Origin of the sequence: Promicromonospora iranensis, from assembly GCF_028994805.1 — a bacterium.
Classification (GTDB): Bacteria; Actinomycetota; Actinomycetes; order Actinomycetales; family Cellulomonadaceae; genus Promicromonospora; species Promicromonospora iranensis.
On the sequence record NZ_JAJQQP010000005.1, the window covers coordinates 311,314 to 335,672 of the forward strand.

20 protein-coding genes are annotated in these 24,359 nt (G+C 72.4%); 9 read left to right on the forward strand and 11 right to left on the reverse strand.

Features of this window, described 5'->3' with window-relative positions; all coding sequences use genetic code 11:
* Positions 1-117: 117 nt before the first annotated feature.
* From LUM46_RS10625 to LUM46_RS10635, 3 genes are all read right to left on the reverse strand, one after another.
* Complete coding sequence (locus LUM46_RS10625) at positions 118-2,985, reverse strand: LuxR C-terminal-related transcriptional regulator (RefSeq protein ID WP_274993844.1); 2,868 nt, start codon at positions 2,983-2,985, stop codon at positions 118-120.
* A 346-nt stretch (positions 2,986-3,331) separates the two neighbouring features.
* Entirely contained in the window at positions 3,332-3,829 is a 498-nt protein-coding gene (locus LUM46_RS10630; RefSeq protein WP_274993845.1) for a DUF1269 domain-containing protein, read from the reverse strand.
* A gap of 95 nt (positions 3,830-3,924) precedes the next feature.
* Positions 3,925-5,622: a SulP family inorganic anion transporter gene (locus LUM46_RS10635; protein ID WP_274993847.1), complete on the reverse strand. Its 1,698-nt coding sequence runs from the start codon at positions 5,620-5,622 to the stop codon at positions 3,925-3,927.
* Between the two features lie 133 nt (positions 5,623-5,755).
* On the opposite strand from LUM46_RS10635, the gene LUM46_RS10640 reads away from it, so the two are divergent.
* Positions 5,756-6,445 (forward strand): GAP family protein, encoded by a 690-nt coding sequence (locus LUM46_RS10640; protein WP_274993848.1) that lies wholly within the window; start codon positions 5,756-5,758, stop codon positions 6,443-6,445.
* A gap of 29 nt (positions 6,446-6,474) precedes the next feature.
* Here the strand turns inward: LUM46_RS10640 and LUM46_RS10645 are convergent, their stop codons facing one another.
* Both LUM46_RS10645 and LUM46_RS10650 read right to left on the reverse strand, forming a co-directional pair.
* On the reverse strand, positions 6,475-7,023 hold the full coding sequence (locus LUM46_RS10645; RefSeq protein ID WP_274993849.1) for an ABC-2 transporter permease: 549 nt from the start codon (positions 7,021-7,023) through the stop codon (positions 6,475-6,477).
* Positions 7,023-8,903 (reverse strand): SulP family inorganic anion transporter, encoded by a 1,881-nt coding sequence (locus tag LUM46_RS10650; RefSeq protein ID WP_274993850.1) that lies wholly within the window; start codon positions 8,901-8,903, stop codon positions 7,023-7,025. The genes LUM46_RS10645 and LUM46_RS10650 overlap by 1 nt, the downstream gene beginning before the upstream one ends.
* A gap of 248 nt (positions 8,904-9,151) precedes the next feature.
* Here LUM46_RS10650 and LUM46_RS10655 point away from each other — a divergent pair, with 248 nt between their 5' ends.
* Positions 9,152-9,823: a GAP family protein gene (locus LUM46_RS10655; protein WP_274993851.1), complete on the forward strand. Its 672-nt coding sequence runs from the start codon at positions 9,152-9,154 to the stop codon at positions 9,821-9,823.
* A 35-nt stretch (positions 9,824-9,858) separates the two neighbouring features.
* Here LUM46_RS10655 and ilvD read toward each other — a convergent pair whose 3' ends face one another.
* Entirely contained in the window at positions 9,859-11,565 is a 1,707-nt protein-coding gene (ilvD, locus tag LUM46_RS10660; RefSeq protein WP_274993852.1) for a dihydroxy-acid dehydratase, read from the reverse strand.
* 91 nt (positions 11,566-11,656) lie between these two features.
* On the opposite strand from ilvD, the gene LUM46_RS10665 reads away from it, so the two are divergent.
* The 4 genes from LUM46_RS10665 to LUM46_RS10680 all read left to right on the forward strand — a co-directional run bounded on the left by LUM46_RS10665 (position 11,657) and on the right by LUM46_RS10680 (position 15,520).
* Positions 11,657-12,667 carry a TerC family protein gene (locus LUM46_RS10665; RefSeq protein ID WP_274993853.1) on the forward strand — a complete coding sequence of 337 codons (1,011 nt, stop codon included), beginning with the start codon at positions 11,657-11,659 and terminating at the stop codon, positions 12,665-12,667.
* Between the two features lie 76 nt (positions 12,668-12,743).
* Positions 12,744-13,652, forward strand: a complete 909-nt coding sequence (locus tag LUM46_RS10670) for an amidohydrolase family protein (protein ID WP_274993855.1) — start codon at positions 12,744-12,746, stop codon at positions 13,650-13,652.
* Positions 13,649-14,473, forward strand: coding sequence for an SDR family NAD(P)-dependent oxidoreductase (locus tag LUM46_RS10675; protein ID WP_274993856.1), 825 nt, complete (start codon positions 13,649-13,651; stop codon positions 14,471-14,473). Before LUM46_RS10670 ends, LUM46_RS10675 begins: the two co-directional genes overlap by 4 nt.
* A gap of 57 nt (positions 14,474-14,530) precedes the next feature.
* Positions 14,531-15,520 (forward strand): aldo/keto reductase, encoded by a 990-nt coding sequence (locus LUM46_RS10680; protein WP_274993857.1) that lies wholly within the window; start codon positions 14,531-14,533, stop codon positions 15,518-15,520.
* 25 nt (positions 15,521-15,545) lie between these two features.
* Here the strand turns inward: LUM46_RS10680 and LUM46_RS10685 are convergent, their stop codons facing one another.
* From LUM46_RS10685 to LUM46_RS10695, 3 genes are all read right to left on the reverse strand, one after another.
* Positions 15,546-16,241, reverse strand: a complete 696-nt coding sequence (locus tag LUM46_RS10685; RefSeq protein WP_274993858.1) for a FadR/GntR family transcriptional regulator — start codon at positions 16,239-16,241, stop codon at positions 15,546-15,548.
* Entirely contained in the window at positions 16,228-17,583 is a 1,356-nt protein-coding gene (locus LUM46_RS10690) for an enolase C-terminal domain-like protein (protein WP_274993859.1), read from the reverse strand. The genes LUM46_RS10685 and LUM46_RS10690 overlap by 14 nt, the downstream gene beginning before the upstream one ends.
* A 299-nt stretch (positions 17,584-17,882) precedes the next feature.
* Entirely contained in the window at positions 17,883-19,130 is a 1,248-nt protein-coding gene (locus LUM46_RS10695) for an amidohydrolase (RefSeq protein ID WP_274993860.1), read from the reverse strand.
* A 55-nt stretch (positions 19,131-19,185) separates the two neighbouring features.
* Here LUM46_RS10695 and LUM46_RS10700 point away from each other — a divergent pair, with 55 nt between their 5' ends.
* Positions 19,186-19,848, forward strand: a complete 663-nt coding sequence (locus LUM46_RS10700) for a GntR family transcriptional regulator (RefSeq protein WP_274993861.1) — start codon at positions 19,186-19,188, stop codon at positions 19,846-19,848.
* A 51-nt stretch (positions 19,849-19,899) separates the two neighbouring features.
* Here LUM46_RS10700 and LUM46_RS10705 read toward each other — a convergent pair whose 3' ends face one another.
* Together LUM46_RS10705 and LUM46_RS10710 are read right to left on the reverse strand one after the other, a co-directional pair.
* Complete coding sequence (locus LUM46_RS10705) at positions 19,900-21,099, reverse strand: MFS transporter (protein WP_274993862.1); 1,200 nt, start codon at positions 21,097-21,099, stop codon at positions 19,900-19,902.
* Between the two features lie 224 nt (positions 21,100-21,323).
* Positions 21,324-22,331, reverse strand: coding sequence for a LacI family DNA-binding transcriptional regulator (locus tag LUM46_RS10710; RefSeq protein ID WP_274993863.1), 1,008 nt, complete (start codon positions 22,329-22,331; stop codon positions 21,324-21,326).
* A gap of 132 nt (positions 22,332-22,463) precedes the next feature.
* On the opposite strand from LUM46_RS10710, the gene LUM46_RS10715 reads away from it, so the two are divergent.
* Together LUM46_RS10715 and LUM46_RS10720 are read left to right on the forward strand one after the other, a co-directional pair.
* Positions 22,464-23,399 (forward strand): carbohydrate ABC transporter permease, encoded by a 936-nt coding sequence (locus LUM46_RS10715; RefSeq protein ID WP_274993864.1) that lies wholly within the window; start codon positions 22,464-22,466, stop codon positions 23,397-23,399.
* A 208-nt stretch (positions 23,400-23,607) separates the two neighbouring features.
* Positions 23,608-24,357, forward strand: a complete 750-nt coding sequence (locus LUM46_RS10720) for a carbohydrate ABC transporter permease (protein ID WP_274993947.1) — start codon at positions 23,608-23,610, stop codon at positions 24,355-24,357.
* Positions 24,358-24,359 lie beyond the last annotated feature (2 nt).

Here is a 24,359-nt window from a genome sequence, read left to right on the forward strand (position 1 = left end):
GGGCCACCCCGCCACACCGGTCAGCCAAGCCCGGGGGAGCCCTGGCATGCTCACCTGCTTCGGGTGAAGGGCCGGACCAGATCCCCCGGACGAGACCCGGGACGAGACGGCCCCGGATCAGAGCAGGTGGAAGCTGCGGGCGATCTTCAGGGCCTCGCTGCGGCGGGATGCGGCGAGCTTGGTGTAGAGGCTCGACACGTGCGTCTTGACGGTGTTCTCCGAGACGAACAGGGCGGCGGCGATGTCCGCGTAGGTGGCGCCCCGGGCCAGCTCGTTGAGGACCTCTCGTTCGCGCGGGCTGAGGGCCGGCGGGGCGAGGGCCTGGCTGACCTCGTCCAGCTCGCTGGGCGTGGCGGTCATCGACGCGTAGACCGCCGTGACGTCCGGTTGCCCGGCCCTCGTGGCGGCGAGCTCGTGCAGCCATCTGGTGGCGGGTCGCTTGGTCAGCCGCTGCAGCAGGGTCTCGATGGGCGTGCCCTGGCGGGCCCAGCCGAAGAACGGCGCGGCGTTCCGGCGGGACTCGGTGACCGCGATCGCCTCGATCAGGCGCTCGTGCGAGCGGGCCGGGTCGCCCAGGGCGTCGAGCAGCTGCGCCTCGCAGGCCAGGGCGAGCGCGCGGGTGGGCGGCTGCGAGTAGGTGGCGTCCGCGGAGGCCGCCTCGAACGCGGCGACGGCGCCGCGCCGGTCGCCGTCCCGGTCGGCACGCAGCCCCTGGACGAGCGCCGACTCGCCCACGGCACCGAGCCGGTCGAGGGTGTCGTGCAGGGACTTGAGCGTGTCACGGTCGCTCGCCAGCGTGGCGACGAACGCCCGCTCGACGAGCAGCGCGACCCGCAGGTGCTCCGGGAGCTGCTCGTCGGTCAGCCGCAGGCACTCGCCGGGGCCGGAGAGGATGCGCTGTGCCTCGACCACGTTGCCGGCGAGCATCTCCTGCCGGGAGTCCCAGACCCGGAACCAGAAGCGGGTGCACAGGTCACCGCTGTGGTACCGGACGCCGGGGAACGGGTCCACGGTGAGCTCGGTGGGCGCGGGCACGTCGAGCAGCCGGGCGAGCAGCCGGGCGAGGTTGGCCCGTGCCGCGACGAACCGCACGTTCGTGGCGCCGGGGGCGCGGGCCGCGACGAGGACCTCGCCGGCCAGCTCGACGCACGCGCTCTCCCGCCCCCGCATGAACTGCGTGAAGGCGAGGTGGCTCAGGGCGCAGGTGCCCAGCGGGGCGAGCCCTTGGCTGCGCGAGAGGCTGACCGCGAGCGTGAGGCTCGCCTCGGCGTCGGTGAGCTCGCCCAGCCAGTTCTGCGCCGCCCCCAGCTCGTGGGCGAGCACGGGCAGCACCTCGGCGTTCGCCTCGCGCACGGCCGGGCGCGTCTGCGACGCGACGAGCACCCGCTTCGCGTGGCCGACGGCGGCGTAGGCGGGCTCGAGCCCCAGCGCCACGCGCCACAGCCGGACGCAGGCGACCGTGCCGTCGAGGCCGTCCATGCCCCCGGGGAGCCAGGCGTGCGACCAGCGGCGCCGAGCGTCCAGGATCCGGTCGCCCCAGTGGCGCGCCCCTTCGACGTCGTCCCGCAGCCAGCAGCCGAGCGCGATGGCGAACCAGACGTCGGGCCGGCTCTCGACGACCTCGGGCTCCGCCCGGACGAACTCGGCCACCGCGTCGGGCCCGCACTGGTTCAGCACCATGCGCACGCCGTCCCGCGCGAGGATGTCGGCGGCCTCGACAGGAGCGCCGACCCGGACGAGCCGGGCGAACGACCTGGACAGGTTCCCGCGTGCCACGTCGAGGCCTACTGCCCGGATCACGGTGGCGCGGGCGCGGGCGGCGTCGACGCCCCCTGCGGCGAGGCGCTGCCGGACCACCTCCACCAGGAGGGGGTGCACCCGGAAGCCGTCCGGTCCGGGTGCGTCGGGCGAGGCGGGTGCGGCGGACGACGCAGGTGGGTCCGGCGAACGGTCGTCCGCCGGGACGACCGGGAGCTCGGCGGTGCGCGCCTCCAGGTGGTAAGCGTCGCCGGTGCGAAGCACGAGCAGGCCGGTGTCCTCGAGCTCCGTGAGGATCTCGCCCGCGTGGACGTCGTGCGACAGGTGTGCTGCCGTCGGGACGCTCACCGCGTCCTCGCCGGCGATGCACAGCAGCAGGTGCCGTTGTCGCGGGGTGAGCGTGCTGAAGACCTCGCCCGCCACCCGGTTGGCGATCGGCTCGGCGTCGGCGGCGAGCAGGCGGGCCGCGGCAGCGGGGTACGGCGTGCCGCGGAGGCCACGGGCCGCGAGGACCGCGGCGGCGCACCAGCCGTCGGCGTGCCGGGTGATGGCGGCGACCACGTCGGGGTCGTCGGTCCCGGCGTGGTCCGCCACGAGCGACGCGCACTCGGCGTCGCTCAGCCGGAGGAGGTCTCCGCGCAGGAAGGTGAAGTTGCCGAGGAGCTCGGGGACCAGCCGGGTCAGCGGCAGGGCCCAGCGGCTCAGCAGGAGGACGCGCATGCTGTCGGGTGCGGCGTTGAGCCGGTCGTCGATGTGCCGCAGCGTCGCGGCCGGGAGCAGGTGGGCGTCGTCGATCACCACCAGGGTGGGCGACAGGGTGGATGACACGGTGGATGACACGGTGGTGGGCGGCCGGTCCGGGACCGTGGCCGGCACCCGGGCGTCGAGGACGGAACCGAGCTGCTCGGGCGTCCAGGTGTCGTCGGCCCGCACCCACACGGCACCCGTCGCCCTGGCCGACGCCGTGCAGCGCAGCCATCCGGCCACACCCAGCGTCTTACCGGCCCCCGCCGGGGCCACGACCAGGGTGACGGAACCCTCGGCCGCCTCGTCCAGCCGTTGCCACAGGCGGGGGCGCGGTACGTAGACGCGCGGCAGGCGTGGCGCGAGGTCGGCGGCGGCCAGCGGGTGTGTGCTGTCCGCCGGGTCCGGCGCGACCGCGAGCCGGGGAGCTCTGGGCGCGAGGGTCGTCCCGCGCCGTGCGACTGGTATCGGTTCGGGATTCATACCGCGGCGTCCTCCACTCGAATGGGTGAAGTGGCGACCGCCCCCTGATCGCCGATGCATGACCGGATAAATCTCACATTGCTGATTACCGTGTATTACGCGGTCCTCAACAACTTTGCATCAAGAATCGGTCGTGCGCTCGTCGGTCAGGCCGCCGAGAGCCGGGTGTCGCCCATTACTGCCGGTGGAATTCACCCCTTCTCTCGTGGTTCACGCCGGATCTTCCTGGGCAATAAGTGTGCAAAGTGCCCAGAGAGCGTCGCCAGTACAATTCCAACCAAATGCGCCCATGATTGGCCAGCGAGGACACCGATTCCCGGCGTGAGCGCCACCGCCCCCACGCGGGTCAGTCCTCGCCGAAGACCTCGCGCAGCGCGGCCTCCTGCTCGGTGTTGAGGTTGGTGAAGATCAGCTCGGGTGCCTCCTGGCCGGCGAAGGCGTCGTGGATCTTGTCCACCACCGCGTCCGACGACATGATGAACAGCGCAGAGGTCCCCGGCGTGATCTCGTCCCTGACCCGGTTGATGAAGCCGTCGTCGATCCCGACGTCGGTGAGGGCGCCGCTGAGCGCACCGGTCGCCGCACCGATGGCGGCGCCGAGCAGCGGGACGAAGAAGAGCAGACCGAAGAGCATCCCCCAGAACGAGCCACCGAGGGCTCCCGCGCCGGCGGTCGAGGTGAGCTGGCGGGTCTTCGGCTTCTTGGCACCTTCCTCCCACCGCACCGTCGCCGCGTCATGGATGGTGACCAGGTTCTCCCTCGAGAGCTGCTGGATGGTCTTCGACGCCGTCTCCGCGCCGTCCGCGCTCTTGAACTTCCACACGGTCAGTGTTGCCTGAGACATGAGTGGCTCCTTCGGTTCACGTTCGGGAGTGGCTTGACGCTGCTACTCCAGCCCGTGGGCGCGTTCGGCGCCTCACCCGTTCCCGGTGAACCTCCTCAGGCGGTCTCGTCGCTGTCGTGACCGGCCCGGACGGCCTCGTCGAGCGTGGTGAACAGCGGTGGCTCGCCCTCCGCACCGACCCGGGCCAGGACGTCACGTACCTGCCCGATTCCCTCGGCGAGCGCCAGGTCGCCGCCGTCGCGTCGGAGGTCACCGCGCAGCTGGACCAGCATCGCGGCGGCGGTCACGTCGACCGACGGTGTCGCGCGGCCGTCCAGGACCACGAGCCGCAGTCCGGGTTCCTGCGCGGCGAGCTCCCGGAGGCGGGCACGCACGTACTCGGCGTTCGCGAAGATCAGCGGTCCCTCGACGCGGACCGCGAGCACACCGGGCACCGTCGGGTAGCCGGGGTTGCGTTCCGCGTCCACCCAGGGGCGGCCGGGCTCGTCGCCGACGGGCGCCAGGACGGTGATGCGCGGACGGGAGCTCCGCGCCAGCAGCAGGATCAGCGAGACGGCGATGCCGATGACGAGCCCGGGGAGGGTGTCGAAGATCAGCACCCCCAGCAGGGCGGCACCCGCGGCCATGAAGTCGGCGCGGGCGGTGACCTGGTAGACGTGCACCAGCCGGCCCGTCCGGACCCGCCACAGGCGGCGCAGCGACCGGACGTCGACCAGCTCGACCACGGCGACCACGACCACGGCGGCCAGCGTCGCCAGCGGCAGCTGCTCGAAGACCCCGGTCAGGAACAGCAGGGTGAGGATCGTCAGGGCCGCGGCGGTCAGCGCCGAGACCTGGGAGCGGGCGCCGGCGCTCGCGTTCACCGCGGTCTTGGACAGGCTGCCGTTGACGACCATCCCGGAGAGGACCCCGGACCCGAGGTTGGAGATCCCGAGGCCGACCAGCTCCCGGTTCGGGTCGACGTCGTAGCCGCGGGTCGCCGCGTAGGTCTTGGCGGCGCCGAGGCCCTCGGCGAAGCCGACGAGCATGAGGCCCACCGCGCCGCCCAGGAGCTCCGTGAACTGCGGGCCCGTCACGTCGGGCAGCCCGACCCGCGGCAGGCCGGCGTCGATGTGGCCGACGACGGCGAGCCCGCGGTCGCCCAGGCCGAACAGGAGGGCGGCGCCGATCGCCAGGAGCACCACGACGAGCGAACCCGGCAGGAACGGCATGGTGCGGCGCACGACGACCAGGGCGACCAGGCTCGCCAGGCCGACCACGAGGGTGAGCGGGTCGATGTCGCCGAGCTGGCCCAGCAGGGCCCAGGACTTCTCGAAGAAGCTGCCGCGACCGCCCTCGACGCCGATCAGGTCGGGCACCTGGCCGATCATGATGGTCAGCGCGAGGCCGATGATGAAGCCCTTGAGCACCGGCTCGGAGATGAAGGCGGCGAGGAAGCCCAGGCGGAGCAGGCCCGCGATGATCGCGACGATCCCCGTGGCGAGGGCGAGCGCGGTGGTGAGGGCGACCGGGTCGCCGTCGGCCCCGGCGACGCTCGCGACGATGCCGGCCGAGAGCGCGGCCGTCGCCGACATGGGCGACACGACGAGCTGGCGGGACGTGCCCGCGATCGCGTAGAGCGCGAGGGCGGGGACCGCCGCGTAGAGGCCGACGACGGGCGGGACCCCGGCGATGGTGGCGTAGGCGAGCGACTCGGGGACGAGGACGGCCCAGACCGCGAGGCCGGCGATGATGTCGGGGCGCACCGACGTGCGCTGGTACCCCGAGAAGGACGGGGCGAGGAAGCTGGCCACGAGGTTTCCTCTCCGGGGGTCGGCGGTCCGAGGGGTAGGGCTGGTCAGCGCCGACCGTAGGCGCGCGGCCTCGGGGCGCAGGTCACCCGGAAGGGGTGACGCGGACGGCGCCGCCGTGGGCGACAGTCCGCCTATGGCGGAGCTGCTGGTCCAGCTGGTGCCCGAGATCCTCGGGCTCGCCGCGACACCCGCGGCGATCGTGGCGTGCCTCCTGCTGCTGGGGTCGCACCGTCCGTACCGCAACGTCACGGTGTTCGGCGGCACGGTGCTGGTGGTCTACGGGGCGCTGGGTGCGGCGGCCCTGGCCGTCGGCCGGGGCGCGGGTGCCCACGACACCGATGACCCCGCGACGGTCCGGGGCTGGATCGGGCTGGTCGTCGGCGTGCTGTTCCTGGTCGGCGGTGCCGTGGCGGTCGTCCGGCGGCCGCCGCCGGCGGAGGGTGCCCAGGGGGCGGAGGACCAGCTGCCGGCGTGGGCGCGCCGGCTGGCCTCCCCGACGCCGCTCACCCTCGCCGGTGTCGCGACGGTGCTGGCGCTCCTGAACCCCAACGTGGCGATCTTCGTCTCCGGGGTGGGCTCCGTGGTCACCGCCGACCTCCCGCTGGGCCAGCAGGCCGTCGGGGTCCTCGTGCTCGTGCTCGCCAGCGTGCTGGACTACGTGCTGCCCACGGTGTTCTACGCCGTCACCGGCCTGCCCGGCCGCCGCCAGCTGCACGCGGTGCGCGACTGGCTGCTCCGGCACGACCGGGCGATCGGCGCCGCCGTGCTCCTCGTCTTCGGCGCGATGTTCACGATCCGCGGCCTGACCCAGCTCCTCACCTGACCTCCCTGGGTTGGCCCAACCATGAAGGGTCAGGTGTGGCGGCCGCGCCGCTGGACGGCGTACCCGACGCCGGCGAGCAGCGCCCAGACCACCAGGACCAGGACGACGCCGGCGGTCGACGCAGGCCGCCACAGGTCCCCGGCGACGTCGGCCCAGAGGCGCCCGACGCCGGAGAGCACCAGCGCCGCGCCGCCGAACGCCGTGCCCCAGACGAGGAACGGGCGCTCGAACCGGCGAGCCAGGAACGCGCAGAGGATCGCCACGGCGGGGACCACGATGAGGACGAGGAGCACGTCGGCGCTGCCGCCCTGGACGAGCACGTACAGCTTGGCCCCGATCACCGCACCGACGCACAGGCCGCCGACGAAGAACAGGAACCGCGCCATCAGCAGCGTCAGCGTGAAGGCCAGGACGGCCCCGCCGAGACCGATCAGCAGCGCCGTGCCGGTGTCGGCGTCGAGGGCCTCGGCGAGCGTCCACGCGACGCCGAAGCCCGCGGTCAGGACCGCGAGCCGGACGGAGAGCGAGCCGGCCAGGCACAGCACCAGGCCGACGACGATTGCGGCGAGTGCGGACATCAGGTCCCTCCGTCAGGGTCAAGGTCAGGGTCAGGGTCGGGCGACGGGATGTCGCCGGCGGGCCGTACGTGGTGCACGGGGCCGTGACCGTCCCGGCCGGCGGTGGCCGTGAGCGCGGCCCGGGTGGACTCGCCGAGCCTCGGCGTCGCGGGCACCACCCGGACGCCCGCGAGCCGCTGGACCGTTCCGTCGCGCTCCCAGCCGGCGGCCAGTGCGGGGTCGACCCCGGTGAGGTAGAGCGTGCCGTTCGCCTCGTCGAGGAGGTGGGCGTAGTCGCCGACGACCTTGAGGAACGTCGCGCCGAGGGTGGTGCGGCCGCGCAGGCGCAGGACCACCACCGGGCCGTCCACCCGACCGTTCTGTCCGGCGGACGCGGAACCGTTCTCCGCGCCGGCCGGCGCCGGGAGGTGGCGCTGCAGCGTCCGGGTGCCCGCGTAGAACAGCGAGCCGTACGCGTCCAGGACGACGGTCTGGCCGGCGGTCACGGTCTGCGGCGGGCGGGTCTCGACGAACCCGCCCGCGGCGTCGGGCTTCAGGCGCACCACGCGCAGGTCGAGGGCCTCCTGGTTCAGCTGCATGATGAGGGAGGCGATGACGCCCACGCCGACGGCCTGGGCGACGGGGAGCACGAGGACCGCCGCGAAGGTGGACCCCATCGCCAGGACGGAGATCCGGCCCGCACGGGCCACGGCCAGGAGCTCCCGGGGCTTGAGCGCGCCGACGCCCGCGTAGATGAGCACCGCGGCGAGCGTCGGCATCGCGACCATGCCCACCACGCCGGAGAACGCGAGGAGGATGACCCCCATCCACAGGCCGGACCAGATGGCCGCCCAGCGGCTCGCCGCGCCGGCCGCCAGGTTCAGCGCCGTCTGCCCCACGGACCCACCGACGGGCTGGCCGCCGAACAGCCCGGCGGCCACGTTGGCGACGCCCTGCGCGGTGAAGTCCCGGCTGGTCGACGACCGGGAGCCGTCCGTGTTCGGGACGGCCTCGGCGACTCCGGCGCCCTGGATCAGCAGGATGGCGGCCACCGCCGCCGCACCGCCGACCAGCTCGGTGCTGAACAAGCTCAGGTCCGGGAGCGCGAGGCCCGGCAGTCCCCGGGGCACCGTGCCGGTGTCGTCGACGGACGCCACGGTCGTGGCCCCCAGGACCACCACACCGACGGTCGGTACCAGCAGCGCGACCAGCGAGCTCACGATCGACCAGCGCGTCAGGCCGAGCAGCACCAGGGTCGCCAGGGCAGTACCGCCGCAGATCGCGGACGCGACGTCGACGGCGCCCAGGTGGCTGACCACGTACCAGGCCTTGGCGACGGACAGGGAGCCCTCCGCGTCCACGCCGAAAAGGACGGGCAGCTGGCCGAGCACCATGTTGACCGCGACGCCGGAGAGGAAGCCGAGCATGACCGAGTAGGAGACGAACCGGATGTACCTGCTCAGGCGCAGGAGCGCAGCGACGATCATCAGCCCGCCCGCCAGCAGGGTCAGGAGCACCATCGCGTCGGACCGCTCGGCCTCCTCGTAGGTCGCGAGCGCGGAGCCGGCCGCCAGGGCTGCGGCACTCGTGGTCGTGACCACCATGAGCCTCGTCGAGCTCATGAAGCCGCCCGCCACCGGCCCGACGAACGACGCGTAGAGCCCGTGCGCAGGATTGACGCCGGCGAGGACGCTCGCCGCCATGCCGTCCGGCACGCTCGAGATCGCACCCGGCAGCCCGGCGACGATGTCCTGGCGCAGATGTCGCCGGCGGGGCAGCACGTCGGCGGTCCCCAGCTTCAGCCGTCGTCCGGCACGCTGCGCCGTCTGACGTATCTGCGCACCGAACAACGCCCCCAGGCCGCTGCCCGGCCCGTCACCCTTCGATCCGTTGGCCGTCATCGCGGTGCACTCGTCTCCGGCGTGATCAGGTGATCTCGACGAGAGCGGTGAGGCCGAGGTGCGGGGCCCTCGTGATCGCTCGTCTCATGGTCAAGCTCCTTCTCGTCGAGGGCACAGGGGATCCCGCCCCATCGTCGGCAGCCGCACGTCCGGACGGGTCACCCTGTTCGGGTGACGCCTCCCGGCACGGCCCGGTCCTAGAGTCGGCGGGACGGGTCGTCAGACCTTTCCTGACGGAGGTGAGGACCGTGGGCGCCGCGATCGGTCAGTCGCTGCCGCTGGCGGTGGGCGTGCTCGTGAGCCCGCTGCCGATCGTCGCGGTGGTGCTCATGCTCGTCAGCGAGCGGGCCCGGTCCAACGCGCTCGCCTTCGTGGCCGGCTGGTTCCTGGCTGTCCTCGCCGTGGTCGGCGTCGTCGCCCTGGTCGCCGGCTCCGCCGTGTCCGACGACGACGGGCCGGCCGCCTGGACGGGCTGGCTCAAGCTGGTCCTCGGCGTTCTGCTGCTGCTCCTCGCCGTGCGCCAGTGGCGGGCCCGGCCACGGGGTGCCACCGAACCGCCCCCGCCGAGGTGGATGGCGGCGATCGACCGGTTCACGCCGCCGAGGTCCGCAGGACTCGGCGTCCTGCTGGGCGCCGTCAACCCGAAGAACCTGCTCCTGGTCGTGTCCGGCGGCACCGCGATCGCGGCTGCGGATCCCGGTGACACCGGCGCGACGGCGCTCGCCGCGCTCGTGTTCGCCCTGGTGGCCAGCGCCGGCGTCGTCGCGCCGGTCGTTCTCTACTTCGCGACGGGCGACCGGGCCGCCGGGGTCCTCGACGAGCTGAGGTCGTGGATGGTCCGCAACAACGCGGCGATCATGGCCGTCCTGCTGCTGGTGCTCGCGACGAAGATGCTCGGGGACGGCATCTCCGTCCTGTGAGCATCTCCGTCCTGTGCGCTGAGCCGTCCTGTGCGCTACGCCAGCACGGCACCCGTCGAGGCCGACTGGACCAGCTTGGAGTACTTGGCCAGCACACCGCGCGTGTACGAGTGGGGCAGCGGCGCCCAGCCCGCCTTGCGCAGCTCCAGCTCGGCCGGCTCGACCAGGATGTCCAGCGTCTTGGACGCCACGTCCAGGCGGATGCGGTCGCCGTCACGTACGAACGCGATGGGACCGGCGTCGACGGCCTCGGGCGCGATGTGCCCGACGCACAGGCCCGTCGTCCCGCCGGAGAACCGGCCGTCGGTGATGAGCAGCACGTCCTTGCCCAGGCCCGCGCCCTTGATGGCACCCGTGATGGCGAGCATCTCGCGCATCCCCGGCCCGCCCTTCGGACCCTCGTAGCGGATGACGACGACGTCGCCCGCCTGGATCGTCCCGTCCTCCAGGGCATCGAGCGCGCTGCGCTCGCGCTCGAACACGCGGGCGGTGCCCTCGAACACGTCGGAGTCGAAGCCCGCCGACTTCACGACGGCGCCCTCCGGGGCGAGCGACCCGTTGAGGATGGTGATGCCGCCGGTCTTGTGGATCGGGTCGTCCATGGCGCGCAGGATCTTGCCGTCCGGGTCCGGCGGGGCGATCTCGGCGAGGTTCTCCGCCATGGTGCGGCCGGTGACCGTCATGACGTCCCCGTGCAGCAGCCCGGCGTCCAGCAGCGCCTTCATCACCACCGGCACGCCGCCGATCCGGTCGACGTCGTTCATCACGTACTGCCCGAACGGCTTGAGGTCGCCCAGGTGCGGCACGCGGTCGGCGACGCGCGAGAAGTCGTCGAGGGTGAGCTCGACCTCTGCCTCGTACGCGATGGCGAGCAGGTGCAGGACGGCGTTCGTCGACCCGCCGAACGCCATGACCACGGCGATCGCGTTCTCGAACGCCTCCTTGGTCAGGATGTCGCGCGCGGTGATGCCCCGGCGCAGCAGGTTCACCACCGCCTCGCCCGAGCGGTGCGCCCAGACGTCGCGCCGCCGGTCGGCCGACGGCGGTGCCGCCGAGCCGGGCAGCGACATACCGAGCGCCTCGGCCGCCGACGCCATCGTGTTGGCGGTGTACATGCCACCGCACGCGCCCTCGCCGGGGCAGATCGCGCGCTCGATCCGGTCGACGTCACCCTGGCTCATGAGCCCCCGGGAGCACGCTCCGACGGCCTCGAAGGCGTCGATGATCGTGACCTGCTTCTCGGTGCCGTCCTCGAGCTTGACCCAGCCGGGCATGATCGAGCCGGCGTAGAGGAACACGCTCGAGAGGTCCAGGCGCGCGGCCGCCATCAGCATGCCGGGCAGCGACTTGTCGCAGCCGGCCAGCAGCACCGAGCCGTCCAGGCGCTCGGCCTGCATGACGGTCTCCACGGAGTCGGCGATCACGTCGCGGGACACGAGCGAGAAGTGCATGCCCTCGTGGCCCATGGAGATGCCGTCGGAGACCGAGATGGTGCCGAACTCCAGCGGGTAGCCGCCCGCCGCGTGCACGCCCTGCTTGGTGGCCTGCGCCAGCCGGTCGAGCGAGAGGTTGCACGGGGTGATCTCGTTCCAGGAGCTCGCGACGCCGATCTGTGGCTTGGCGAAGTCCTCGTCACCCAGCCCTACTGCCCGGAGCATCCCGCGGGACGCGGTGGCCTCCAGGCCATCGGTCACCGTGCGGGAACGGGGCTTGACGTCGACAGGGCTCTCGGCATCGATCATGAGATCTCCTCGAAACAAAAGATATTCAATAATGGCTGTCCTGCAGCATCAGTCCGCAGTTCCGGTGCCGGCCACCCGACGGAGGAACCTCTTGTTCGACATCAGTCCGCTCACGTGGGGCGTGACCATCGGCTTCATCATCCTGCTGCTGGCAGTAGACCTGGTGCTGGCGGCGGCGCGCCCGCACCACGTCGGGTTCAAGGAGGCTACCGCCTGGTCGGTGTTCTACATCGCGGTGGCCATCGGGTTCGGCGTCTGGTTCGGGCTGCAGTACGGCAACACGGCGGGCACCGAGTACTTCGCGGGCTACATCATCGAGAAGAGCCTGTCCGTCGACAACCTGTTCGTGTTCGTGATCATCATGAGCACCTTCGCGGTCCCGGACAAGCACCAGCACAAGGTCCTCGTCTTCGGCATCGTGCTCGCGCTGATCATGCGTGCCGCCTTCATCGCGCTGGGCGCGTCCCTCATCAGCCTGTTCTCGTTCACGTTCCTGCTGTTCGGGCTGCTGCTGCTCTACACGGCGGTGCAGCTGTTCCGGCACCGGAACGAGGACCCGGACATCGAGAGCAACGTGATGGTGCGCGGCGCGCGCCGGTTCCTTCCCGTCAGCGAGGGCTACATCGGCGGCAGGCTCTTCGCGAAGGAGGACGGTCGCCGGGTCGTCACCCCGCTGTTCATCGTGCTCATCGCCATCGGCAGCGTCGACCTGCTGTTCGCCCTCGACTCGATCCCCGCCGTGTTCGGTGTCACGGAGGAGCCGTACATCGTCTTCACCGCCAACGCCTTCGCGCTGCTGGGCCTGCGTGCCCTGTTCTTCCTCGTCAAGGGCCTGCTCGACCGGCTCGTCTACCTCTCGGCCGGCCTGGCGATCATCCTGGCGTTCATCGGCGTCAAGCTGATCCTGCACTGGGGCCACGTCGACATCAACGAGTCGATCCCCGAGATCTCGACCCCGGTGAGCCTCGGCGTCGTCCTCGGTGTGCTGGCCGTGGCGACTGTCGCGAGCCTCGTCAAGACGCGCGGCCTGTCGGACGAGAAGGCGCACGCGGGCTCGCTCACGGCTACCAAGACCACGGCGAAGGACGAGCCGCGGGAGTAGGACCGGGGTGTTGCTGCTGGCCGGCGTCGTGCTATACATCTGATGTTTCTGGGCGACGACGCCAGGGAGGGCAACGGTGCAGCTCGACGTGGTGGACGCGCACCATCACCTGTGGGTGCGCTCGCGCACGCCCCAGGGCTGGATCGATCCGGTCGTGATGGCGGCTCTCGACGCCGACTTCACGCCTGCCGACCTGCCGGCGGCGGCCCACGGGGTGAGCACGACGATCGTCGTCCAGTCCGCGAACCTGTGGTCGGAGGGCCGCGAGCTCCTGGCGATCGCGGCGTCCGACGCCGGACGCGCGGCCCGCATCGGCGGCGTCGTCGCCTGGGTGGACCTCCTGGACCCCGGGGTGGCCGACCGCGTCGGCGCCCTGCGGTCGGGTCCCGGCGGCGCAGCCCTCGTCGGCCTCCGCACGCAGGTGCAGGCGGAGGCCGACCCGGCCTACCTGGACCGTGCGGACGTACGCCGCGGGATCGCCGCTGCCTGCACGGCCGGCGCGGTACGCCCCGGCGGCCTCGTGTTCGACCTGGTGGTGCGTGCCGAACAGCTGCCGGCGTGCGCGCGGCTCGCTGCGGCGCTGCCCGAGGTCTCCTTCGTCCTGGACCACCTGGGCAAGCCCCGCCTCGACTCCGGTGGGGGTGCCGGCAACGCCGTCCGCCTCGCCGCCTGGGAGCGGGACCTCGCCGACCTGGCGGTCCGCCCCAACGTGACCGCCAAGCTGTCCGGCCTGGTCACCGAGGCGAGGTGGGACGCGTGGCGGCCCGACGATCTGCGGCCCGCTGTCGACCGGGCGCTCGAGGTGTTCGGCCCGGACCGGCTCATGTTCGGTTCCGACTGGCCCGTGTGCCTGCTCGCGAGCGACTACGGCGGCTGGATGACGACGCTCGGCGACCTGCTCGCCGGGCTGAGCGAGGACGAGTCCGCAGCCGTGTGGGCCGGGACCGCGCGGCGAGTCTACCAACTGGAGGAGAGTCACGCATGACATCCGAGGCCACATCCGAGGCCACATCCGAGTCCACATCTGAGTCCACAGCAGGAGCGGGCGCGGGCGAGCTCGTCGGCGTGCGGGCCGTCGTCACCGGCGGCGCGTCAGGCATCGGTGCGGCGATCGTGCGCGCCATGCTTGCGCGTGGCGCGCAGGTGACCTCCATCGACCGGGTCGCGGACGGCGTCCCCGCGGGCGCCGGGGCCCAGGTGGCCGACGTGACCGACGACGCGGCGGTGCGCGCTGCCGTGTCGGCCGCTGCGGAGACGATGGGCGGCATCGACGTCGTCGCCAACAACGCGGGGATCGGCGCGCAGGGCACCGTCGCCGACAACGACGACGCGGAGTGGCTGCGGGTGCTGGACGTGAACGTGCTCGGGATCGTCCGCGTGACCCGCGCCGCGCTGCCGTACCTGCGTGAGTCGCCGCACGCCGCCGTCGTGAACACGTGCTCGATCGCCGCGTGGACCGGCCTGCCGAACCGGGCCCTGTACTCGGCGTCCAAGGGCGCGGTCCAGGCGCTCACCCTCGCCATGGCCACCGACCACGTCCGTGAGGGCATCCGCGTCAACTGCGTCAACCCGGGCACCGCCGACACCCCGTGGGTGAGCCGGCTGCTCGACGCCGCCGACGATCCGGCCGCCGAGCGGGCGGCGCTGGAGGCGCGCCAGCCCTCGGGCCGGCTCGTCAGCGCCGACGAGATCGCGCACGCCGTCTGCTACCTGGCGAGCCCGCTGGCGGCAGCCACCACCGGCGCGATGCTCGCCGTGGACGGCGGATCGCACGCGCTGCGCACCCGCGCCCCCGGACAGGGCTAGCCAGGGCCGGGAACGGGGACGGGAACAGGACCGGAAACAGGAAGGGAACGGCACAGGATGGAGACGACGGCGGTACGCGCCACCGGGGTCCGGCTGACCACGCTCGGTCTCGGTGCCGCGCCCGCGGGCAACCTGTACCGCGCGACCACCGACGAGGAGGCGCACGCGACGTTCGAGGCCGCCTGGGCCGCCGGGATCCGATATTTCGACACCGCGCCGCACTACGGTCTCGGCCTGTCCGAGCGCCGGCTCGGCACGTTCCTGCGCACGCGGCCGCGGGACGAGGTGGTGGTGTCCACGAAGGTGGGGCGGCTGCTCGTCCCGTCGCCGGAGACCGCGCACCGCACCGACCCCGACGTGTTCGAGGTGCCCGCGTCCGCCCGCCGGGTCTGGGACTTCTCGCGCGACGGCGTGCTGCGGTCGCTCGAGGCCAGCCTGGAGCGCACGGGTCTGGACCGGGTGGACGTGGTCTACCTGCACGACCCGGACGACCACGGGGAGCAGGCGGTGCAGGAGGCGCTGCCCGCGCTCGTCGAGCTGCGGGACCAGGGGGTCGTCGGCGCGGTCGGCGCCGGGATGAACCAGTCGGCGATGCTCAGCCGGTTCGTCCGGGAGACCGACGTCGACGTCGTCATGTGTGCCGGGCGGTTCACGCTCCTGGAGCAGCCCGCGCTGGCCGACCTGCTGCCCGCGGCGGCCGAGCGGGGCGTGGCGGTGGTGGCCGCTGCCGCCTACAACTCGGGCATCCTCGCGCACGACGCCCCGCCGTCGGGCGCGACGTACGACTACGCGCCGGCCTCCGCGGAGCTGCTCGACCGGGCCCGGCGGATCGCCGCCGTCTGCGCGGAGCACGGCGTCACGCTCCCGCAGGCCGCGCTCGCGTACGTGCGCACCCACCCGGCGGTCGCGAGCACGGTCGTCGGGCTCGGGACGCCGGAGCAGGCGCGACAGGCAGGGGAGCGCGCCGCGGTGCGCGTGCCGGCGGCCCTGTGGCCGGCCCTGGCCGACGTCGGCCTGCTCGCCGAGGCCGCCCTACCCGCCCCCTGACCCGCGAAGGCACAGGGACCCGGGGCTAGGGGAGGTCGTTCCGGCGGGGGAGCGAGTCCTCGACGCCGAGCAGGTGGCTCGCCATCCGGATGCGGGCCGCCTCGGGGTCCCGCGCGGCGAGCGCGCGCCAGATGGCCTCGTGCTCGTCGTGCGTGCGCTCCTCGATGCCCTCGGTGTGCAGGACGCGCCACAGGCGCGCGCGGACGGTGCGGCCGGCGAACGACTCGATGAGCGCCTCCAGCACGGGGTTGCCCGTGTGCGCGGCGATGACGCGGTGGAACGCGATGTCGATCTCGATGAACGTGTCGTGGTCCACCGGCGAGCCGCGCAGCACGTCGGTGACCTGGTCCAGGATCGCCCGCGCCTCGGCGACCGCGGCGTCGGACATCCGGCTCGCCGCCAGGCCGGCGGCCTCCGTCTCCAGCACGCGGCGCACGCTGTGGAAGGCGGGCATGGCGCCGTCGTCCTGGAGGTCCAGGACCAGCGCCATGGGGGAGAGCAGGCGGGCCGGGTCGAGGCTGGTGACGTACGTGCCGTCACCCTGGCGGGTGTGCACGACGCCGAGGATGGACAGGGCGCGGACGCCCTCCCGCAGCGAGCCGCGGGAGACCTGGAGCGTGTCGGCCAGGTCCTTCTCGACGGGCAGCCGGTCGCCGGGGCGCAGTCGTCCGTCGAGGATCATCCTGCGGATGCCGTCGACGACCTCGTCAGTGCGGGACATGGTCGGAAGTATCGCGCACCCAGTACGTCCCGTGCGGGAACCTGAACCGGTCCAGGGAGCTCTCGTACATGCGCGTGGAGTAGCCGGGCAGGGTGGGTAGCACGTAGGCGGTGCCCGCGCCGCGGTCGGCGACGCGGCACGGGTCGGTGAAGTGCTCGTGCAGATGGTCCACGTACTCGGTCACGCGGCCGTCGAGGTCGGCGCCGATCGCCACGTAGTCGAGCACCGAGACGTGCTGCACCATCTCGCACAGGCCGACGCCGCCCGCGTGCGGGCACACCGGGACGCCGAACTTCGCGGCGAGCAGGAGGACGGCGACGATCTCGTTGATGCTCGCGAGCCGCCCGGTGTCGAGCTGGCAGTAGTCGATGGCGCCCGCCTGGAAGAGCTGCTTGAACATGACGCGGTTGTGGCAGTGCTCGCCCGTCGCCACCCCGATCGGCGCGACGGCGCGGCGTACCGCGGCGTGCCCCAGGATGTCGTCGGGCGACGTCGGCTCCTCGATCCACAGCGGCTCGAACCGGGCCAGCACGCTCATCCACTCGATCGCCTGCGGCACGTCCCAGACCTGGTTGGCGTCGATCATCAGCGCGCGGTCGGGGCCCAGCACCTCGCGCGCGATGGTCAGCCGGCGGACGTCCTCGCCGAGGTCCGCGCCGACCTTGAGCTTCACGTGCTGGTAGCCGGCGTCGACGGCCTCCTGGCACAGGCGCCGGAGCTTGTCGTCGCTGTAGCCGAGCCACCCGGCCGACGTCGTGTACACCGGGTATCCGGTCCGTTCCAGGGCGGCGATGCGGTCCTGCTTGGTGTCCGCGCGGGCGCGGAGGAGGTCCAGCGCCTCGTCGCGCGTCAGCGCGTCGGAGAGGTAGTGCAGGTCGGCGACGTCGACCAGCTCCTCGGGCGTCATGTCGACGAGCACGCGCCAGAGCGGCTTGCCCGCCCGGCGCGCGACCAGGTCCCAGGCCGCGTTGAGCACCGCGGCCAGCGACAGGTGCACCACGCCCTTCTCGGGACCGAGCCAGCGCAGCTGGCTGTCGGACGTCAGGTCGCGGTGGACGGCGCCCATGTCGGCGGCCAGCTCGTCGACGTTCCGGCCGATCAGAGCCACCGCCTGCTGGCGCGCGGCCTCGGCGACGATGTCGTTGCCCCGGCCGATGGTGAACGTCAGTCCGTAGCCGCCGAGCGGTGCGCCGCCGGGATCGTCCGGGTCGGGCGCGTCCGTCTCGAGCACGACGTAGGCCGCCGAGTAGTCGGCGTCCTTGTTCATCGCGTCGGAGCCGTCAGCGGTGACCGACGTCGGAAACCGTACGTCCTCAACCCGGACGCCTGTGATCGTGGCCATGCCCGCCCCCTCGCAAACATCTGATGAAATGCCAGCAATCTACGGATCGCCGCGTCAAGGGTCAAGGTGGGAGGGTGCGACAGGGGGGATTGGTTTGATCAATGTGCTGGGGTGCTGGGGTCGGGCGGGCCTACGAGTTCGGTCCCTTGCATCGCCGCGTGGATGACTTCGGTCGGTTGCCATGAGATCGGTCAGTCAACTGACCGATCTCATGGCAACCGACCGAAGTGATGCAGATCCGGGAGCAGCCGACCGAAGTCAGGGGCACTCGGGGCAGCAACCGGGTCGGCGGCGACCCGTCAGACCAGCACCTCGCCGTCGCGGGCGACGACCCGCCCGCCAGCCACCACGAGTGCCCGGCGCGGGGCGCGGACGACGGCGTCCGGCACGTTCTCGGCGTCGACGAGCACGACGTCGGCCGGTGCGCCCACCACGAGGTCGTGCACGGCGCGCCCCACGAAGCGGCCGGCGTCGGCCGAGGCGATCCGCGCCGCGGCGACCAGGTCCTCGTCGTACCGGAAGCCGGACAGCCGCGCGAGCTGCGTGGTCAGCGTGAGCAGGTCACCGGTTCCGTAGGGGGACCACAGGTCCCGGATGCCGTCCGTGCCGAGGCCGACGGCGACCCCGGCCTCGCGCAGCGCGTGCAGCGGCAGGGGAGCCGCGCCGATCGGCGCGACGGTGGTCATGGTGATCCCCGCCTCGCCCATCGCGGCGACCAGCTCGGCCTGGCGCGCGGCAGGCAGCTGGCCGACGGCGAAGCCGTGCGCCACGTTCACCTTGCCCTGGAGCCCGGCGCGCAACGTCCGGTCGATCATCAGCTCGATCTGGAAGGCGCCCAGGTCGCCGCCGTCGTGCAGGTGGACGTCGATCCCGACACCGTGCCTCTCCGCGATGGCGAACAGCCCGTCGAGCTGCCCCACCGGGTCACGGTCGATGGTTGCCGGGTCGAGGCCGCCCACGTGCTCGGCGCCGGCGGCAGCAGCGGCGTCGAGCAGCTCCAGGACGCCCGGCCGCCGCAGGACGCCGTCCTGCGGGAACGCCACGATCTGAGCCGTCACGGCGCCACCCAGCGCCGCGACCGCCTCGCGCACGACCTCGATGCCGCGCAGGCCGACGCCCAGGTCCACGTCGACGTGGGTGCGCACGGCGGTGGTGCCCGTGCGGACCGACTCGCGCAGCACGGCGAGCGTCACGTCGACCCCGGGGATGCCGAGCTCGTCACGGTGTGCTCGCTCGTGCGCGATGCGGCCCTGTACGCCGCCGGCACCGCCGTAGCTCACCCACGGCTTGCCCCACCACGACTTGTCCACGTGGGCGTGCGCGTTGACCAGCCCGGGCAGCGCGAGCAGGCCGCCGCCCTCGACGACGCCGGCCGTGCGCTCGGCGCCGACGGTGCTTCCGGCGCCGGCCGCGGCCCCGGCCGGGTCGTGCGGGGTGATCGCCGTGATCACGCCGTCCGCGACGTGCAGGTCGCTGCGCTCGCCGCCCCAGGGGCGCACGTCGCGCAGCACGGTGACGGGGTGGCCGGCGGAGGTGGGGGAGTGCATGGGCGAAATGGTATCCCAAATGCGCTGGCGGGAGCTGCCCTGGCAGGATGACGCCATGACCATGCCGTCAGCCGAAGCCGCCCTCGGGCCGGCGAGCGGCTTCGAGCCCGAGTCGGCCCGCGTCGCGCGTGTCGTGCGGGAACAGATCGTCGACGGTACGCGCGAGCCCGGCAGCAAGCTCGTCGAGCGGGACCTCGCCGCGGAGCTCGGCGTGAGCCGCATCCCGGTGCGGGACGCGCTGCGCGCGCTCGTCGGGGAAGGGCTGGTGACCCCACGGCCGCGCAGCTGGGCGGTCGTGCGGGAGTTCACCGACGCCGACGTCGCGCACCTGCAGGAGGTGCGCGAGGCCACCGACCCGCTGCACTTCCGGCTCGCCGCTGAGCGCCGGACGCCGGAGCAGCTCGCGGCGATGACGGAGGCGTGGGAGCGCGAGGCTGCCGCGGCGACCGAGGGCGACGGGCCGCGGGCGCGGCGCGCGGCGGCGGACTTCCACGAGGCGGTGGTGAGCGCCGCCGGCAACCCCGTGCTCGCGGAGCTGCACGCCGTCACGGCCAGCCGGGTGCGGTGGCTGCTGGCCCAGCACGACGACCTCGCGGGCATCGCCGACGAGCACCGGGCGCTGCTCGACGCCGTCCGCGACGGGGACCCGCAGACCGCCGCCCGGCTCGCCCGCGCACACCTGCGCACGAGTCGGGCGGCGGCCGCGGAACGCCGGTGAAACGGCGAGCGTGCGCGCTACGTCAGCCGTTGCGAGAGAAGAAGGTGAACGCTACCCGCGGCGCTTGCGGTCGGCCTTGCCCGTCCAGTGGCCGACCCAGATCGCGCCGAGCAGCGACAGCACGCCGATGAGCACCGGCGCGGCGGCGAGCGGGGCGACGGCGGCCACCAGCGAGACGAGCAGCGGCCCGCCCGTGTTGCCGATGTCCCCGCACAGCCGCCAGCCGCCGAGGAACTGCGCGCGGCCAGCCAGCGGCGCGGCGTCGGCGCCCAGGGTCATCACGATTCCCGAGCCGAGCCCGTTGCCGAGCGCGATGACCGCCATCACCAGGCCGACGCCGAGCGCGGAGTCGGTGAGCGGCAGCAGCAGGCAGCCGACGCCGACGGCGAGGACCACCGGCACCGCCACCACCTGCCGGCCGCGGGTGTCGAGCAGCCAGCCGCCCGGCAGGGTCAGCGCGATGTCGATGGTCGCCGCCACCGCGAAGAGCAGGGAGACCACCGCCGCGGAGATGTGCACGTGGTCGGCCCACAGGGGCAGCAGTCCCGTGCGGACCGAGCGTGAGGCGCCGATGATGATGACCGCCACGCCGAGGGTCAGGAGCGTGCGGCGGTGCTCCCACAGCACCGAGTGCACGGGCAGCGGGGTGGCGCTGCGCGCCACGCGCCCGAAGTCCGGCATGCGGGTCACGATGAGCGCCGAGGCGAGCGACGCGCACGCCGCGAGCACGAACACCGAGCGCACCCCGAGCAGGTGGATCAGGAGCGCCCCCAGCAGCGGGCCGACCAGCACGCCCAGGCGCATCGATCCGCCCAGCAGCGCCATCCCGCGCGCCCGGTGGCTGACCGGCACCGCGTCGATCAGGAATCCCTGCCGGGCCAGCAGGAACGCCGTCCAGCTCATGCCGCTGACGAAGACGCACAGGCACAGCAGCCAGACCGAGGGCGCCAGGAAGGCGACGACCATCGCCGCCGCGTCGACGAGCCCGGCGATCACGAGGGTGCGGCGTTCGCCGAGGCGGGCCACCAGCGCGCCCGACGGCAGGGAGTTGGCCAGCTGCCCGATCCCCAGGAGCGCGACCACGAACGCCGCCACGGCGGTGGTCGCCCCGAGGTCCCCCGCGTGGATCGCCAGCACCGGCAGCACGGCGCCGTGACCGATCGAGCTGACGACCGACGGGAGGTACGCGACGACGGCGATGTCGCGGAACCTGAAGTCCGGATCGTCCCCTGGATCGCCCGTGCTCGTCACCCGAGCATCCTGTCAGATGGTTAGCCGCGGCAACGACCTGTGGTTGTCGGCGCCGTCAGGCCATCTCGGGTACGTGGAGGTGGGCGAACGCGACCTCCATCTCCTCGACGGATGTACATGGCGGACTCCCGGTGCTCGTCAGCAGCGTCCGGACAGGGCTGCCGTCACTTCTCACGCTCCGCCGCGACACGTCTCCGGCCAAGGGGTGAGCCGGTGGAGATCCGTCAGGCGGGCGGCGCGGCGCCGCCCGTCGACTCCCGCCAGACGATGCGCTGGAGGGCGGAGCCGCGGGCCGGCGGCTCCTCCCCGCGCAGCGCGGCGACGAGCAGCTGCATGGCGTGGCGGCCCGCCGCCTGGAAGTCGAGGTCGACGGTCGTGAGCGACGGCATGGTGTAGGCGCCGAAGGCGGAGTTGTCCCAGCCGGTGACGACCAGGTCGTCGGGTACCGACCAGCCGCGTTCGGCGGCCCCCCGCAGGGCACCGACCGCCAGCAGATCGTTGGCCGCGATGACAGCGACCGGGCGAGCGTGGTCGGGCAGCGCGAGCACAGCCTGACGGGCTGGCTCCGCGGCCCATTCTCCGCCGAGCACGCCGAGGGACTCGACCCCGAGCTGCTCGACGCAGGCGAGGTAGGTGGCGCGGCGGGCACGGGCCGAGGAGTATTCCTCCGGCCCTCCGATGTGCATGAACCGGCGGTGGCCCGCCTCGACGAGGGCCCGCACGAAGACCTCCAGCAAGCTGGCGTCGGCCAGCTCGCCTGCGCTGTGCATCTGCTCGTCGAACGCGGTCGCGGCCATGACCGGAGACCGGCCGTCGACGTCCGACAAGGCCTCGGGGAGCACCGGGACGAGAGTCAGGATGCCCTCGTACTGGCCGCCCGCGGCCAGGTCGATCACCCGCTCGGTGCGGTCCTTGACCGTGCCGTCGACGCTGCTGGTCTCCATGACGTATCCGGAGTCGTTGGCCACCTGGCTCGCCCCGACGATCATTCGCATCTGGTGGTCGGCCGCGCTGACCCCCGTGATCACGGCGAGGCGACCCGACCGGCGGGTGCGCATCGACCGGGCGGCGAGGTTCGGGCGGTAGCCGATCGAGCCGGCGGCCTCGAGGACGCGCTCGCGTGTGGCGGGGGAGATCGACCCCTTCCCGGTGAGCACGTACGACACCGTGGCCTGTGACACGCCCGCAAGGCGCGCGACGTCGCGGCTGGTGGGGGGCGGTGCAGCGTTCACGTCTCTCCAGTCCCTTGACAGAGGCTCATCTCACCACAACCATAGTGACACGTATCAGTAGTGACACGTATAACTGGTCGTTTCACATGCTGGCCCCGCACACGGGCCGTGACCCTCAAGGAGGAGGTGTCCATGTCTGTCGCCGAGCTGCAACGGCTGACGAGACGTTCCGGTCGGGTCCGTACGCCACAGGCCACGCCGGACAACAAAGCCGCTCTCGCGTTCCTCGGCCCCTGGGTCCTCGGCGCGCTGGTGCTGACGCTCGGCCCGATCCTCGCGTCGCTCTACCTGGCGTTCACCGACTACAACCTGCTGCAGAACGCGAACTGGGTGGGCCTGGCCAACTTCGAGCGGATGCTCACCGACACGCGGCTGCACCAGTCGCTCGTCGTCACGTTCACCTACGTGCTGGTCGGTGTGCCGGGCCAGCTCGCCGTGGCTCTCGGGCTCGCCCTGCTGCTCGACCGCGGGCTGCGCGGCCGGGCGCTCTACCGGTCGGCCTTCTACCTGCCCAGCCTGCTGGGCGCGTCGGTGGCGATTGCGGTGCTCTGGCGCCTGGTGTTCGGGGGAACCGGGCTCGTCAACGCGATGCTCGGCCTGGTGGGCATCCACACAACCACCAGCTGGATCGGCAGTCCCGACACCGCACTGGGAACGATCATCCTGCTGCACATCTGGACGTTCGGGTCGCCGATGGTGATCTTCCTCGCCGGGCTCCGGCAGATCCCGGTCGAGCTCTACGAGGCCGCCGCGACCGACGGCGCGGGACCGTGGCGCCGGTTCCTGGCCATCACGCTGCCGCTGCTGACCCCGATCATCTTCTTCAACCTCGTGCTCGCGACGATCAACTCGTTCTCGTCCTTCACCCAGGCGTTCATCGTCTCGGGTGGGACGGGCGGGCCGTCCGACTCGCTGCTCTTCTACACGCTCTATCTGTACCAGGAGGGCTTCTCGTCCTTCCGCATGGGCTACGCGTCGGCGCTCGCCTGGCTCCTGGTCCTCATCATCGGCGTCTTCACCGCCATCAACTTCTGGCTCTCGAAGTACTGGGTGCACTATGAGAACTGATTCGAGAACTGACTCGAGAACTGACTCGGGAACCGAGTCCACGAGCCGCCCCGTGCGGTACCGCTCGGCAGCGACCGCCGGCACCTCGTCGCCAAGTGCCACCCCGGGGCGTGCGGACGGCCGACAGGTCAGGCTCACGCTGCGCCGAGCAGGCAAGCACGCGCTGCTGATCCTCGGCGTCGTCACCACGCTGTACCCGGTGCTGTGGATGCTGGTGAGCTCGCTGCGGCCGGACGGCCAGATCTTCGGCAACCCGTCGCTGCTGCTGACGACCTTCCACACCGAGAACTACGCCTACGGCTGGACCGCGCTGGGCAGGCCGTTCAGCGTCTACCTGTTCAACTCGGCCCTCGTCGTGATCGGCTCGATCATCGGCAACCTCGTGAGCTGCTCGATGGCGGCCTATGCGTTCGCCCGGCTCCGCTTCCGGTTCCAGCGCCCGGCGTTCGCCTACATGCTCGTCTCGATCATGCTTCCCGTGCACGTCGTGATCGTGCCGCAGTACATCCTGTGGGCGCAGGCGGGGCTGGTGAACTCCTTCTGGCCGCTCATCGTGCCCAAGCTGCTGGCCACCGACGCGTTCTTCATCTTCCTCATGATCCAGTTCATCCGCGGGTTGCCCAAGGAGCTGGACGAGGCGGCCCGCATCGACGGGGCCGGGCACGCCCGGATCTTCTTCCAGATCATCCTGCCGCTGATGAAGCCGGCGCTGGCCACCACAGCGATCTTCACGTTCATCTGGACGTGGAACGACTTCTTCTCCCAGCTGATCTATCTCACGGACCCGGAGCAGTACACCGTCCCGATCGCGTTGCGCTCGTTCATCGACGCGCAGTCGAGCTCCTCGTTCGGCGGGATGTTCGCGATGAGCGTCGTCGCCATCGTGCCCCTCGTCCTCGCCTTTGCCCTCGGCCAGAAGTACCTGGTGCAGGGCATCGCCACCACCGGGCTCAAGTGATC